Here is a 14,752-nt window from a genome sequence, read left to right as displayed (position 1 = left end):
ATGCTGCCGGATCCTCTTGAGTGGGTCCTGGACATGCTCGGCTTCAACTGGCCGCATGCCGACGAGGACAAGCTGATGGAGTGTGCGCAGGTCTGGCGCACGTTCGCGGCGGAGGTCCAGGGGCATGCGGCGCAGGGCAACAGCTATGCGAGCAATGTTCTGAGCGAGAACTCCGGCGACGCCATCGAGGGGTTCAGCAAGACGTGGGAGAAGTTCTCCGGCGGTTCCGGTTACCTCAACGACGCCGCGCAGGCGGCCGAGGTCATCGCGTTCACGCTGGAGGCCGCGGCGATGCTGGTCATCGGCATGAAGGTGGCGGTGATCGTCCAGTTGGCGATCCTGGCCGCCGAGATCATCGCCGCGCAGGCCGCCGCTCCGTTCACGCTGGGTCTGTCGGAGATCGGTGGCGCGGCCGCGACGCTGGCCACGCGGGAGATGGTCCGCCGGATCCTGAAGGAGGTGGCCAAGCAGCTCCTGGACGCGATCATGGAGGCCGCCAAGGAGCCGGTGATCTCCGCGCTGGAGGCGATGGCCTCCGACCTCATAGCCCAGACCGTCAACCAGAACTTCGGCGCTCAGAAGGGCTACGACCTCGGCCGCACCGGCAAGGCGGGTCGGAAGGCCGCCGAGGACGCCGTCGACAACATGGGCGAGTCCCTGGGCGAGGGTCTGCGTGACGGCGCCGGCGGCCGCGCGGGCCGGCGGGCCCGCCAGGGCTTGGACTCCGCCGCCGGTCACGGCAGTGACGGCGGGGACGGCGGCGACGGCGGCGGTTCCGGCGACGGCGGCTCCAGCGGCTCGGGGAGCGGTTCCGGAAGCGGGTCGGGGTCGAACAGCGGGTCGGGCTCGGGCTCGGGCAGCGGCTCGGGTTCGGGGTCGGGGAGTGGCTCCGACGGCGGGGGCTCCGGCAGCGGCTCGGGTTCCGGTTCGGGCTCGGGCTCCGGATCGGGCTCCGGCTCCGATTCCGGCTCTGGTTCGGGCTCGGGCTCGGGTTCCGGCGGTACCTCCAACGGCTCCGGTGGCAGCGACAGCGGCGGCGGCAACAGTGCAGGTGGTGGCAACCGCAGCGGCTCCGACGGCGGCGGCTCCACCAGCCACACCCCCCGCGCCTCGGACAACACGGGCGCCACCGACGGCCCCAGCTCCAACGGCCGCAACGGTGCCGACTCCGGCGGCACGGGCACCGACCCGTCCTCCTCCCACACCCCCTCCAACGACTCAGGCTCCGCCCCTCCCCGCGACGTCCCCGACTCCCAGCCCCTCCCGCCGCCAGACCAGCGCTCCCCCTTCGACGAGGGCTACCGAGGCGGCAACGACAGCCCCTACTCGAACTCCCCCGACTCCGGCTCCACCCCGGACTCGAGCAACACCCGCGACTCGGGCCCCACTCCGGACAACTCACGCCCGGACACCTCCCGCCCGGACACAGACGGCATCAGCACCCAGCCGACGCCCGACAACACCCCGGACTCGGCACGCCCGGACTCCGACCCGATCAGCACCCAGCCGACACCGGACCACACCCCGGACTCGGCACGCCCGGACTCCGACCCGGTCAGCACCCAGCCAGCCCGGGACAACACCCCGGACTTCGCGCGCCCGGATCGCCCGGATGCGGACCCGATCAGCACCCAGCCCGCACCGGACACCACCCCTGACGGCGCCCGCCCCACCCCCACCCCGGACCCCGTCAGCACCCAGCCCGCACCGGACTCCGCACCCCACGACGGCGGTCCCTCGCGCCCTGACGCGCCTCAGCCCGTACCGACCCCCTCGCCGACCCCGGATCCCTCACCCACCCCGGACCCCATAGCCGGCAACCCGCCCTCCTACGGCGACAACTCCCACGACGCCAGCGGCAACGGCAACAACAACGGGGACAACACCAACAACAGTGGCAGTGGTGGCCGCGCCTCCATGCCGCACGTCGGCACACCACCCCAGGGCGCACCCGTCCAGCACACCCCCTCCTCCGGCCAGCCCGTCCAGCAGCGCGACCCCGCCCCCGGCGACCCCATGCCCACACTGGACGACTCGGACGACACCACCGTCTCCACCCAGTCCGCCGGCACCGCCACCCTCCCCCCACCCACCCAACACACCACCGACCCCACGGCAAACACCCCCAACACCCCCTCCACCCCCCAACAGGGCCAGCAACCCAACACCCCCCAGAGCTCCGGCCCAATGATGGGCGGCATCCCACCCCAGGGCGGCGGCACCACAACCCCGAACGGCGCCCCACCCCGCAACGGCGCACCCAGCAACACCACCCCCTCCCCGGGCACCAACCGCCGTCCCGACGGCTCCCAGGCCATCCGCGACGTCACCCAGCAGCGTCAGCCTGAACGCCCCGCCTACAACCCCCGCCTGGACGGCCCCCGCCGCGACGCGCCCACCACGCCTCCCGGCAACAACCGCCGCCCCGACGGCTCCCAGATCGTCCAGGACCACACCCAACAGCCCACCCCCGAGCGTCCCCCGCACAACCCCCGCCTCGACGGCCCCGCCCGCAACGACGAATCCGGACGGCCCGACGGCGCCCGCCCGGACAGCACTCGGCCCGACTCGACGCGCCCCGACGGCACTCCGGACAGCACCCGGCCCGACGGCACTCGCCCCGACGGCAACCGTCCGGACAACCGGCAGCACCCCCAGCAGGACGCATCCACCCCACGCCCCGACGGGAACCGGCCCGACGGCAACCGTCCGGAGGGCACCCGGCCCGACGGCACTCGCCCGGATGCGACCCGCCCCGACGGCGCCCAGCCCAACGCACCACGCCCGGACGCAGCACGCCCCGACGCGACACGTCCCGACAGCGCCCGCCCTGACGCGTCACGCCCCGACGGGACGCCACAGTCCGCCGCCCCCAGCCGTACGGACCGGCCGCAGAGCGACGCCCCTGCCCAGGTGCCGTCGCAGCCCGGCGCCCAGGCACCCACGCGCCCTGGTGCCCCGACCCCCAACACGCCGAACCCGAACGTCCCGCACCAGAACCAGCAGCCGCAGCACCAGCAGCCCGCCCCACAGCAGCAGCCGACGCAGCAGCAACAGCCGACCCAGCAACAGACACCCCAGCAACAGACCCCGCAACAACAGCCCCAACAGCAGCAGCCGGGTCCGTACGTCCAACAGCCGGCCCCCCACCAGCAGCCCGCGCCGCAGCAGCAAAACCAGAACCCTCAGCAGACCCAGCCCGCCCCGCACCAACAGCAGCAAGCACAGCACCAGCCACCGGTCGCACAGCCCCAGAACCTCCGCAGCCACAACGACGTACGGCTCGGCCTCAACGTCCAGCCGGGTGGCCTGTACTCGCCGTTCCCGCACGACCAGCAAGCACTGCTGAACAACTTCCCGCGGAACCCGGACGGCACCCCGCGGGCGTTCAACGACCCGTTCCAGCCGTGGGCCCAGCTCCAGAACGACGGCGGCCCCACCGTCTACGGCCGCTCCAACAACTGCGCCGACTGCACCCGCTCCTTCATGGAGTCCTGGTACGGCAACCCGCAGGTGTCCGCTCCGCGCACCTTCGACCCGGACGGCAAGGGCGGCATCGACCGCGCGTCCGGCGAGAACAACGGCACCGCCAACATCGAGCAGTACACCGGCGCCAAGTTCCGCAACTCCGGCCAGAACGCCAAGGACGGCTACGCCCAGATCGCCGACGATCTGCGCCAGGCCGGCCCCGGCGCCGCAGCTGCGGTACTGGTCACCTGGCCCAACGGCGGTGCCCACGTCTTCAACGCGGTCAACCACAACGGCAAGGTCGTCTGGGTCGACAGCCAGACCGGCACGATCAGCGACCAGCCCATCAACACCCAGGCCAAGAACGTCTGGCACCTCGTCACCGACGCCAACCGCCAGCCCTTCGACCCCGCCACGGCCCAGCACCAGACCCCCCAGCAACAGTCCCCCCAAAACCAGCAACAGCCCCAGAACCAGCAGTCCCAGCAGCAAGCCCAGGCACAGCAGCAAGCACAAACCCAGCAGCAGGCCCAGGCTCAAGCACAAGCGCACGCCCAGGCCCAGGCCCAGGCCCAGGCACAGGCACAGGCACAGGCACAGCAACAGGCACAGGCACACGCCCAACAGCAGGCCCAAGCCCAGGCCCAGGCACACGCCCAACAGCAGGCACAAGCACACGCCCAGGCACACGCCCAACAGCAGGCACAAGCACACGCCCAACAGCAGGCCCAGCAACAGGCACAACAGCAAGCTCAGGCTCAGGCACAAGCACAGCAACAGGCCCAAGCCCACGCACAGCAGCAGGCCCAGGCCCAGCAACACGCTCAGGCACAGCAGGCCCAGCACGCCCAGCAGCAAAACCCCTACCAGCAGCCCCACCAACAACAGCCGGGCCCCTACACCCAGCAGCCCCACCAGCAGCCCGCGCCGCAGCACCAACAGCCCAACCCGTACGCCCAGCAACAGCAGCAGCCGAGCCCGTACGCCCAGCAGCAGCCCGGCCCGCACCAGCAGCAGTCCCCCTACACCCAGCAGCCCGGCCCGTACCAACAGCAGCAGAACCCGTACGCCCAGCAGCCCCACCAACAGCAACAGCCGCAGCAGCAGCCCGGGCCGTACTCACAACAGCCCCACCAGCAACAGCCGGGCCCATACACCCAGCAACCCCACCAGCAGCCGGCCCCGCAGCACCAACAGCCCAACCCGTACGCCCAGCAACAGCAACCGAACCCGTACCAACAGCAGCCGAGCCCGTACGCGCAACAGCCCCACCAGCAGAGCCCGTACGTCCAGCCGCAGCACCAGCAAAGCCCCTACGCCCAGCCGCCGCATCAGCAGCAGCCCGGGCCGTACCAACAGCAGCAGCCGGGCCCGTACGCCCAGCAGCCCCACCAGCAGCCCCCGAACAGCAACCCGTACCAGCAACAGGCGCCGTACAACCCCCAGAACCCGCAACACCCGGCAGCAGCGCCCCACACCGCCGCCGGCAGTTCACCGACCCCGGACACCGATCGCCCGAACGACCGGACCGAGCCGGACGCGACCGACACCGCCCAGCGCCCCGACCACACCGACAACAAGGACCAGGGCGAGCACACCCCTGCCTCCGAGACCCGTAACCGTGAACGTCCGGGCGGTCTCGAAGGCCCCACCGACGCACACCAGCAGCACGTCGAGAACTCCATCCCCCGGGACGACGACGGCGTACCCCAACGCCACCCCGACCCCGACGACGGCAACTGGGTCGACTCCATCAACGACCCCGGCCCCGACGCCCCCGGCCGCAACAACAACTGCGTCGACGCCGCCCTCGCCACCGCCGACACCTACTCCGGCAACCCCACCGCCGCCGCCCACCGCACCCCCGACACCCACCCCGACGGCACCCCCTCCGACCGCGGCGAGAACAACGGCCGCGACCGCATCGAAAACACCCTCGGCGCCCGCTTCCACGACTACGGCAACGGCAACGACGCCTTCCACCACCTCGAAAACGACCTCCACGACGCCGGCCACGGCTCCCAAGCCGTCATCATCACCCAGGACAGCAACGGCCGCGCCCACGCCTGGAACGTCGTCAATCACAACGGCAACATCACCTACGTCGACGCCCAGACCGGCCAACGCAGCAACACACCCCTCCACGACGGCACCAACGGCGTCCACGCCATCCCCCTCGACCCCAACCGCCGACCCACCACCAGTAGCGGAACTCCGACGCTTCCCGGCGCCGATGGCACCCGCCGGCCGCCCGCCGAGCCGGCAGGGAAGCACAAATCGGATGAGACATCGGACGAGAAAGAAAAGCCCGCACCCAAAAAGAAGAAGACTCGTCCGGCGAAGGAGACCCGTGAGGCGATGCAGCAGCCTCTCGACTCCCAGCAGGCGGAAGGCACTCCCGGCTACGAGCAAGAGCAAGGGCCGGACCACACCGTGCAAGGCATGCTCGGGGACGAGGCCCAGCAACGCCTCCGTGTGACGCACGTCGTGCGCCAGGTGAACTGGGACAGGGTCCTCGGCAACCTGGACGGCTGGGCGGAGCGTGACGCGGAGACGGGCAAATCGCCACTGGAGAACGTCTTTGATCACATCCGTGAAAACGGACGGATCAGCGAAAACGACCTGGGCAACCTGTTGGGCGACAAGTACAAGGGGCTGAAGCAGCATGAGCGGCTTGCCACCGTTTCCTGTCTCGCCCGGATGAGCTACGACTATCACGCACAGCACACCGAGATAGCCGGGCACAACATCAACCCGGAGGGGCTCCAGCATCACAAGGACCACAAGCCGGGCGAAAAGAAAATTAATGACACCCGGGGCCGGGTGATCGAATATGTGGCTCAGAAGAATGTTCCGGAACCCGACGATATGACGCCGGAGGAAGCCAAGAAATATCGGCGCGACCTCCGAACAGAGCGGGACCGCATCAAGAACATTCTGGATGCCAAGATGCCGGACACGGCAGCTCTGCCAGACTTCTCGGGACGGAATTACGCAGTATACGAAGTCACCGAGGTCGACGGCGACGGCAAAACGAAGGACGTACACTTCATTATCGGATCTTCCGTGCCCGCCGGTGAAGGAGTACCGAACCCAGACCACTCGGAGCCTGCCGCGGGCGAGGGTCTACGTGAACTCGACGGCGAGAAGTTCAAGCGTACGGCTATGTTCACCGAATACGAGCCGTGTGGCAATGCAGGCGACCTCGGTGGTGCGGCGTGCGCTCACTACATCAGCGAAAACCTGGACCGTCAGAAGGGTGATCCGCGCGTCCCGCACGGCGAAATGAAAAAGCAGGGCCTGCTGACCACTCCAGAGAAGAAAAGCCCCATGGAGGTTTCGTACGGAACCAGCTACCGCTACGGAGAGTTCGCCGAGGGCGAGACGACAAAGGAAGCCCAAGACGCACTCAAGCAGCAGTGGAAAGACGATATGGACCGCGTCCGCGGCGAGTTGCTGCGTATATGGCTCAAGGTGCACGCATAGCCAACCCCGTAGTACCGTGCCGCTCGCATCACCACCCCCATGCATCTCGCGAACGATCGGAGTGAAGTGCCGTGTCCCGGAGCGCCGTCGTCACCCGCCTGACAGAGTGGCTGCAGGAGCCGGGGCGGCACCACCTCAAGCTCCCCGTCACCGGCCCGGTCGGCTCCGGAAAGACCTCCTGTCTTCGCCAGGCGGAGGAGGCTGTCCGAGAAATCAGCCCGGACTCCTCCCTGTATGTCGACTGCCGTGGTCTGTCGGCCGATGAAGTGGCTACGCGAATGATCGGCCACTGGGGATTCGACGAGCGGAGCCTCCGTACCCGCAACACCCCGCTGGCCGACGCGTTCGCGGACTGGACGCACGGCAAGGAAAAGGCCGTCGTTCTCTTCGCGAATGTTCAGTGGGCGGGCGTGACGGCCACGTCAGCAGAGCCCGAACGCGTGCTCAACCACGTCATCGTTCCACTTCTTCGCAGCACCAAGTGCCCGGTCGCCGTCCTCTTCGAAGTGGACCAGGAACAGGTACGGGCACCGCTGCCGTCGGGCCTTGAAGTGGAGATTCCTCGGTCGCTCGAAGCGCCGGCCACTTCCGAACCGCCGTTGGGTGAATCCCTCGCCAGATTCCCGCAGTTGCGCGCTTTGGCCGCCGCCGAGACCCGGGATGTCCCGCTTCAGGCCTGGTCCGCTCTCTGCGCTCCGCTCGGCCTTCAAGGTGCTCTTGCCGACCTGCAGAACGCGGTGAGCGCCCTGCCACACCTCCTGACGTCGCGGTCCGACAATGCAGGAACAGAGCGCGTTGGATTTCACGCGGACGGCGTGCGCCAGCTTCTTCGTACCGACATGCCGCTCACCGAGACGGAGCAGGTAAGCATCGTCGACGCCCTGCTCGACCACTCACTCCGCCGCAACGACATTCCCGAACCCTGGCGTGCACAAGGCCCAGTGGCGGAGTACGCGTCCCACGCACTCCCTCTCCACTGCGCGGCGGCCGGTGTACTGGCCGATCTTTCGCAGGATCCACGCTTTCTCGCGAATGTCGACCGGCACGCGCTGCTCACCGGACTTTCCCTCACCTACCCCGACGGAATCCCGACAGGACTCCCGGCTTCGGATGCCCACTATCTCGAGGCAGCCGGCGTCGAGCCCGCCACCCACGAGGAGTGGCTCTCCTGGCTCCACTGGGCATCGCTGAACCGCGGTGCCACGGAATTCGCCGAGGAACTGTCGCACGCGGCCGGTGAACTTCCGTGGCTGACCCGCTGGTCCCGCTGGCGGCCGTACGGCCTCTTCGGCTCGTCACCTCGGCACGACGCCGCGAAGGCGGAGGAACTCGTCGTCGGTGTCGCCAACGGCGTCGACGTGGTCGCCAGTCAGCTGGAGATCGACGAGGACGAACTAGAGAACACGGTGGATCCCGACGCGGACTGGTACGCCGTCGAAAGGCTCTGGAGCCTCGATGAGGGAGTCCCTCTGGGTGGCGCTGTACAGGTTCAACTGCACTACGACGACGACACCGACATCGACCAGGCGAGCGGTCGGGCGTTCGAACCGGTCGAAGAGCCGGACGATGAGGAACAGACGCCGGCGCCGAGAGCCCCGTCATCCAGCACGTGTCTGGTCAAAGCAGCCGACGGAGTGCAGGTCCATGGTGGCTCCGGAGGCATCTATGCCCTCCGCGTTTCCGATCCGACTCGTGTGACGTCCAAGCCTCGATGGCGTAGCCGCCCCCTGCTCACCACGCATAACGCCTCCGCGGTGTGGCCTATGCCCGGCGTGCTGCGAGCCGACGCCCCACCTGCACGATCTTGGTACGAGAGCGCGTTCGGCCAAGGCGCATGTCATGCCGTGCCCCGCAGCGGGCTGCCGGACGGCCTCGTACACGCCGACACCGTACGATTCCTGACCGAGGTCGGCCTCCCAGCTCTTGGCGACGAGTTCCGATACCTCGCCTTTGCGCCGTCGCCCGCGATGGCAGAAGTCGCCCGACCGTCCGTCCTTCCCGTCGCCGCCGGCCCCGGCCCCTTCTTCGATATCGGCAGATGGGTCAGGGGGAAACTGCTGCTGAACGGCACATCAGGCCAACTCTTCGTCACGGACGTGGGAGATGGCGATGCCGACTACCTCATCAGCAGTGGCCTGAGGCAGACCTGTACGTTGCTGGCTCTCACGGTGAAGCGCCGCCACAGCAGATTCACCGTCTGGGCGGAAGAACTGGACGCGAAGCGCAGCCTGACTTCCTGGGCCCACGAGATCGACCCGGTTGCTGCCTCACACCCCCACTGGACCGCCATTCTCAGCGGTCACTGGGACGACCCCGACATGGTGTGAATGAGAGGAGAGTTGTGCGCCGCGAAGTGACTCAGCGAGAGGCCGTCGTACGGCTCAGCAGCTGGTGACCCAGCCCCAGTTGGGTGCCCGAAGTGCTGGAGCTTGCCGGTCCGCCACGCTCCGGCCGCACGGGCGTGCTGCGAGCGCTGCCCCGGAGAGCTCTCGGACGCGATCGGGGATCGGCGACGACTGGATCACGGTGATCCCTCAACTGCTCTGATGCCTAGGCTGAACGCGGCCGACCACCTCGAACGTACCGATGCATGGAGGGCTCATGCCGCACGAGGTCACCGCCGAGGAGGCCGTCACCGCCGTGCTGACCTGGTGGCAGGACGACCTGACCTGGCAACCCTCGGTGGTCGAGGTCGCCGGCCCCCGGCGTTCCGGCCGTACCGCGGCACTGCGACGGTTGGACGAGGACGTGGCCGGCGCGGTGCTGCTGGACGCGGCGGGCCTGACCGCCGAGGAGCTGCACGCGGTGGTGTGTGAGCTCGGCGAGGTCGACTGGTCCGCGGCGAAGGAGGGCGAGTGGACGGCCTTCGGCGACCGTGACCAGGAGCGCAAGCTCATCGTCATCACCAACGGCCACCGCGCCGGCCACACCCGCCGGTCCTCCCACCCGCGGCGGATCACCGACCTCAGCCTGGACGACCTGGCAGTCACCGGTGAGCTGGGCATCGTCATCGAGATCGACGCCGACACCGCCCAGGACCTCCTTGTGGCGCAGCCCCGCCGGCGCCACGGCACGAGGCGGACGCGGAACAACTGCGCGCGTGGCTGGCGCGGCACGCACCGGAGTTGGTCGGTACGGCCAACGGCGAGCTCCTCGACTGGCTGCTGGGAGAGTTGGCGGACTCGGCCCACCCGCACGGCTGGCAAGCGTCCGGCGAGGTCGGCGGCTACGCCGCCCGCGCGCTCGCCATGCACGCCGTCAACGCGGGGACGTTCGACCTGATCCTCGACGGCGGAGGGCCGCGCACCTCACACACGGTCGTCATCGACGGGCCCACAGGCCAGATCCTGCGTACCCGGGCCGAGGGCGAACCGGCGGAGTGGAGCACCGACCCCTTGGTCGCCTCGGATCTGGACCGCTTCGTACTGATGGCGTACTTCTTCACCGTCGGCGCCTTCATGCTGTCCCTGTGTCCCCACCCCATCGAGGGCATCTGGCTGCGGAACGCCATCGAAGGCGGCCTGGAACGACTGGATCCGCCGGGTGCCAGGTCACCAGCCTGGATGTACCAACTGCGGCCCTGAGTAACGAAGTTCCGGGACAACGGCTCGCGGGTCCCCGGCCACCGTGGTGACTTCCCTCCGGCCGGCGTGCCGGGCACCGAGGGCCGGCCCGTACTTCCGCAGTCCGCCAAGGTCTGACATGACGCGGGCGCGGGCGGCTCCGTGTGCCGGGTCGGAGGGGAACGGTCGACTGCTGCGGAGTTGGCGGCGGCCGGGTCGATGGTCAGGCAGCGGCGGCCGCGTTCATGGATCAGCCAGCGGGCCAACCTGCCTGGATAATCAGGTCTGAGCGAGAACACCAGCCAAAGGAAACGGGATGACCGAGCGCGATCGGACGGCGGGGACCGCACCGGAGGAGGAGATGTTCTCTCTGCTCTCAGCGTGGTGGCGTGATCGGCGCACGGGAGAGAGCGGGGCTCATCTCGTCGACCCCTCGGGGTTCGAGGGCGCGGCCGTCCTGCAGCGACTCCATCGGCACATCGAAGGCAGCATCCTGGTGGATGCTTCCGGCCAAACAGCCGAGGAAGTGCAGAACGAGGTACTACGCCGACTTGGTATCGATGTGTCCCCCGGCAATCGTTGGGATTGGCGAGGTCGGCTCCGGCGGTTGGGTGAGAACCGGCTCGTTCTCATTGCGAACGCTCACCGGGCGGGTCGTACCCGCGGTTCGTCCGAACCGGAACGCGTGCTGTTCGCGACCATGGACAACTTGAGCGGCGGAAAGCTCGGCGTACTCGTCCATCTCACCCCCGAGAAGCTGCCACTGCTCTCCAAGGTCGTCTTCCACCTTCAAAGCCGGGACATCGCCGAGCGGGAATGGCCGACTCCGATTCGCGCGTTGGCGCTGGCCCAACCCCGCATCGTGCCCTTGCGCGTATGGGTGGAACTCACCACAGCGCTCGGCCGGGAGCCGGTCACCGAAGACGCTCTCCATGGCGTGCTGGAGGACTTCTCTTCCCATCTGGTGTCCGGCGAGTACGGGGTGGCTTTCACCGATGAGAGCGTGGCGGAGCGGCTGCGTCGAGGCACAGCAGACGACGAGATCTGCCGGGTCGACCGGCATATGACCGAGTGGCTGAGGCGCATTTCCCCAGAATTTCGCCATCCGGAGGGGTGGGAGAATTCGGGCCCTGAGGGGACGTATGCCGCCGCAGGGCTCGCTATGCATGCCGCACAGGCCGACTTCGCCGAATCCGTATCGGCCCAAGGCAGCGAACCCGGGGGCCCCTTCGAGGATCTGCTTCAAGACGGGGGCGTGCTGGCCAATATCCCGCAGACGACGCTGATGGATGCCGCTTGCTGCGCGTTCATCGGCGATGTCCCTGGGAACACCGGCGCGGGTACCGCGGTCCAGCTCTGGTCCTATGGCGTGATCCCGTCCACTCAACCGGAATGGGCCGCATGGCTGCATCTGATGGCCACCGCTCGTGGCGACCGGGCCCTTGCCGCCGCCGTCGCCGACTCCGGGGTGCGCCTTCCCTGGAAGGTGAAGTGGGCACACTGGCGCCCACCGGGCGGCTACCACTGGCGATTCCTCGAACCAGATCCCGTCGACGGGCTGGTCGAAGTGCGCTGGCAGGGTCGCCCCGCCGTGGCCGGCCTCCATACCTGGTCTTCTCGCGCCGTCATCTGGGACGCGGCCACCGGTGAGCACCTTGCCGGCTCCTGGCGCGAAGAGATCCCGGAGAAGCATCACGGCGACCTGTCCTGGCCACCCGGGGACGACTCGGACCGACCGGGCCCCGAATCCGTCGACGACCTCGAGGACGCCATGTCAGACGAGGAGGCGGTTCACGACCTGCTCCTTGAGAGTCCCGCGCTTCGGATCGGGAATCTGGTGTTCTTCGGCGGCTCGGGCGGTGTCTTCGCCATCGAGCCCGCAGAAGGGGAGACGCTCTCCGAATTCAATTTCCCGAATTCCACCCCCCTTTCGGGGCGCTATGCCTTCACCACCGCTGTCACACCCACTGACGCCCCTCCGCCCAGCCCCTCGGATCTGGTGAAGCTGTACGGACCCCATAGCATCCGTAGCTTCTCGCCACACGCGCTCCCCGACGGACTCACCGACGAGCCGACGCGCAGCACGCTCATCGAATTCGGGCTCCCCGAAATGAGCAATGAAGACGGCCTGGGTATCTATCCGTACGGCGACCACCGCATGCGCATCTTTGACGAAGTCTCCTGGCCTTCGGACATCGTCTCCGTCGAGGAGACCGGTCCGTTCTTCCAGATCGGCTTCTGGATGGGCGGCGAACTCGTCATCGACGGCCCTACGGGTCACGTACTGCGCGTCCCTACAGAGCCGGGTGAGGAGCACCTCGCGGGTCTGCCCGCCGCGCACAGCCTGGAGAACTTCCTCACCATGGTCGCGCTGTGGGTCACGGGCCACCTCACCAAAGGCCTCGTCGAGGGTGATGACGAGGCCAGACTCCTGCCCGATCACGTGCTCGCCGCGCACAAACTCATCGACAGCGTAGGCGCCGAGGCCCCCGCCTGGGCATACGCATTCCACAGCCAGTAGCCGCGGAATCCGTTCCCCGACTCAAAGCAAACCGTCTACCGGCGCACACTGGCCCGAGCACACAAGGAGAATCACGTGCCGGAAATCGATCCACCGAAATCCGGGAACCGGGTGCCATCAACCGTTCACGAAGCACGGGAAATCGCCAGCACCAACTTCAAGCCGCTCTGCCACGATGGCACCCCGGCATCCGTACACGTCGAAGAGTTCGACATCGGCTACCTCGTCCATGCCGCTTTTCCGCCCACCGAGCCCCGGTCGTTCGGCGGCAGCCACCTCATCATCTCCAAGGTCGACGGAGCGCTGGCCTTCGTTCCCAACTTCCCCCCGAAGTCGGCGATCTCCCTCTACCGCAAGCGCCACCATCCCAACCCTTAGAGTTGGCGCCGCCTGGCCTACGGCTCATACGGTCCGACCACCCTCAGGCTCAACTCAGCTCATCCGCGATGAGATCCATCAGCAGTCCGTCCGCCCAGCCGCCCGTCCGGTAGTCGCGGCCGTAGGCGCGCATGATGCCGACTGGCTTGAAACCGACCTTGCGGTAGCTGTGGATCGCGGCGGTGTTGGCGGCGGCCGGGTCGATGGTCAGGCGGTGGTGGCCGCGTTCGTGGATCAGCCAGCGGGCGAGGGTGCGTACGGCGTCCGTGCCGAGGCCGCGGCCGTGCATGGCGGTGGTGAGGAAGATGTCGATGCTCGCGTGGCGGTATTCGGGGTCGGTCTCCTCGTCGTACTGGATCGCCCCGATGACCTCGTCGTCGAGGACGATGGCGAGCATGTCGTCGTAGTCGTCCGGCGCCGACCACCAGGCGGCGACCGCCGGTTCGCGGACGATCCGGTCAAGGGTGGCGGTGTCGGCGGGCGTCGTCGGGCGGAGGAGGACGGCAGCGCCGCGAAGTGGGGCGGGGGTGCCACCGACCCATCCGGTGGCCGCAAGCACGTCGGCCGCGATGTCCGGGACGGTCCGGCCATCGGTGGCCACTCGTATCGTGTCCGCGGAGGCGCGCTCGTCCAGGAGCCGTGCCTTGCGGGCGCTGCCCTCCAGCTCGTGGTCCAGTTCTGAGCCGAGTTCGCGGGCGGTCAGGCGTTCGGCGGCGCTGGTGTCGGAGGCGGTGAGGAGGACCCGCACGATGCGGGTGCCCTCCCCCATGGCGCGCTCGAACATTGCCACGTTCTCGGGGAGAACGCTCACGGTGTTGGTGTAGATGAGGCGTCGGTAGCCGAGTTGGGCGTAGTTGGACCAGATCGCCGTGAGGTTGCGTTCGGCGATGTGGGAGCGGTGCGGGTCGCCGTCCGGGGCGGGATGCACCTGGCCCATGAAGTCGCCTTCGATGATGGCGTGGGGGACGTCGGCGCGCCGTAGGAGGGCGGAGACCTCCCAGCCGACTGTCGTTTTGCCCACGCCGGCCCGGCCGCCGACCAGCAGCAGTTCAGCAGGGGCATGGGCAGGGGCAGGGGAAGGTCCGGAGGCAGGAGTGGATGCCGGGGTGGCGTTCATGGGAGCAGGGTGGCAGTGGGGCCCTGCATACGCGATCGAATTGTCGGGCTTGAGGGCTTGAGGGCGTAGGGACCTTAGGACGCAAGGACACAGCGACGTACGGACGTGAGCGGTTTGCGGGCCTAGGTGGGCATAGATCGCGGGCGAAGGTGGTTCGTAGAGAGGTAGCAGGCAGTGAACCGGTGATGAGCAGACGACGTTCAGACGGCAGACGGTAGA

The 14,752-nt window shown here is 68.4% G+C and carries 7 protein-coding genes and 1 pseudogene; 6 read left to right on the top strand and 2 right to left on the bottom strand.

Features of this window, described 5'->3' with window-relative positions; all coding sequences use genetic code 11:
• The 6 genes from ACZ5XZ_RS22415 to ACZ5XZ_RS22390 all read left to right on the top strand — a co-directional run bounded on the left by ACZ5XZ_RS22415 (nt 1) and on the right by ACZ5XZ_RS22390 (nt 13,416).
• A complete protein-coding gene (locus tag ACZ5XZ_RS22415; RefSeq protein WP_468980664.1) occupies nt 1–6,954 on the top strand; it encodes a toxin glutamine deamidase domain-containing protein in 6,954 nt (2,317 codons plus the stop codon).
• A 71-nt stretch (nt 6,955–7,025) separates the two neighbouring features.
• Complete coding sequence (locus ACZ5XZ_RS22410; protein WP_468980661.1) at nt 7,026–9,281, top strand: SUKH-4 family immunity protein; 2,256 nt, start codon at nt 7,026–7,028, stop codon at nt 9,279–9,281.
• Nucleotides 9,282–9,555: 274 nt separating this feature from the next.
• Entirely contained in the window at nt 9,556–10,236 is a 681-nt protein-coding gene (locus ACZ5XZ_RS22405) for a hypothetical protein (protein WP_468980659.1), read from the top strand.
• Nucleotides 10,203–10,538, top strand: coding sequence for a hypothetical protein (locus ACZ5XZ_RS22400; RefSeq protein WP_468980657.1), 336 nt, complete (start codon nt 10,203–10,205; stop codon nt 10,536–10,538). Before ACZ5XZ_RS22405 ends, ACZ5XZ_RS22400 begins: the two co-directional genes overlap by 34 nt.
• Nucleotides 10,539–10,833: 295 nt before the next feature.
• On the top strand, nt 10,834–13,038 hold the full coding sequence (locus ACZ5XZ_RS22395; protein ID WP_468980656.1) for an SUKH-4 family immunity protein: 2,205 nt from the start codon (nt 10,834–10,836) through the stop codon (nt 13,036–13,038).
• A gap of 75 nt (nt 13,039–13,113) precedes the next feature.
• Complete coding sequence (locus ACZ5XZ_RS22390; RefSeq protein WP_468980653.1) at nt 13,114–13,416, top strand: hypothetical protein; 303 nt, start codon at nt 13,114–13,116, stop codon at nt 13,414–13,416.
• Nucleotides 13,417–13,465: 49 nt separating this feature from the next.
• Here the strand turns inward: ACZ5XZ_RS22390 and aac(6') are convergent, their stop codons facing one another.
• Both aac(6') and ACZ5XZ_RS22380 read right to left on the bottom strand, forming a co-directional pair.
• Entirely contained in the window at nt 13,466–13,975 is a 510-nt protein-coding gene (gene aac(6'), locus ACZ5XZ_RS22385; RefSeq protein ID WP_468980901.1) for an aminoglycoside 6'-N-acetyltransferase, read from the bottom strand.
• Nucleotides 13,949–14,533, bottom strand: a pseudogene (locus ACZ5XZ_RS22380) (hypothetical protein); the annotation flags it as partial. The pseudogene ACZ5XZ_RS22380 and the gene aac(6'), both read right to left, overlap by 27 nt.
• Between the last annotated feature and the right edge of the window lie 219 nt (nt 14,534–14,752).

The organism is Streptomyces sp. NPDC033270 (assembly GCF_055576575.1).
This window is presented reverse-complemented; position numbering and strand designations above follow the sequence as displayed.

Coding starts and splice junctions, on each gene's coding strand:
- ACZ5XZ_RS22415 (WP_468980664.1), top strand. CDS start 1: ATGCTGCCGGATCCTCTTGAGTGGGTCCTGGACATGCTCGGCTTCAAC.
- ACZ5XZ_RS22405 (WP_468980659.1), top strand. CDS start 9,556: ATGCCGCACGAGGTCACCGCCGAGGAGGCCGTCACCGCCGTGCTGACC.
- ACZ5XZ_RS22400 (WP_468980657.1), top strand. CDS start 10,203: ATGCACGCCGTCAACGCGGGGACGTTCGACCTGATCCTCGACGGCGGA.
- ACZ5XZ_RS22395 (WP_468980656.1), top strand. CDS start 10,834: ATGACCGAGCGCGATCGGACGGCGGGGACCGCACCGGAGGAGGAGATG.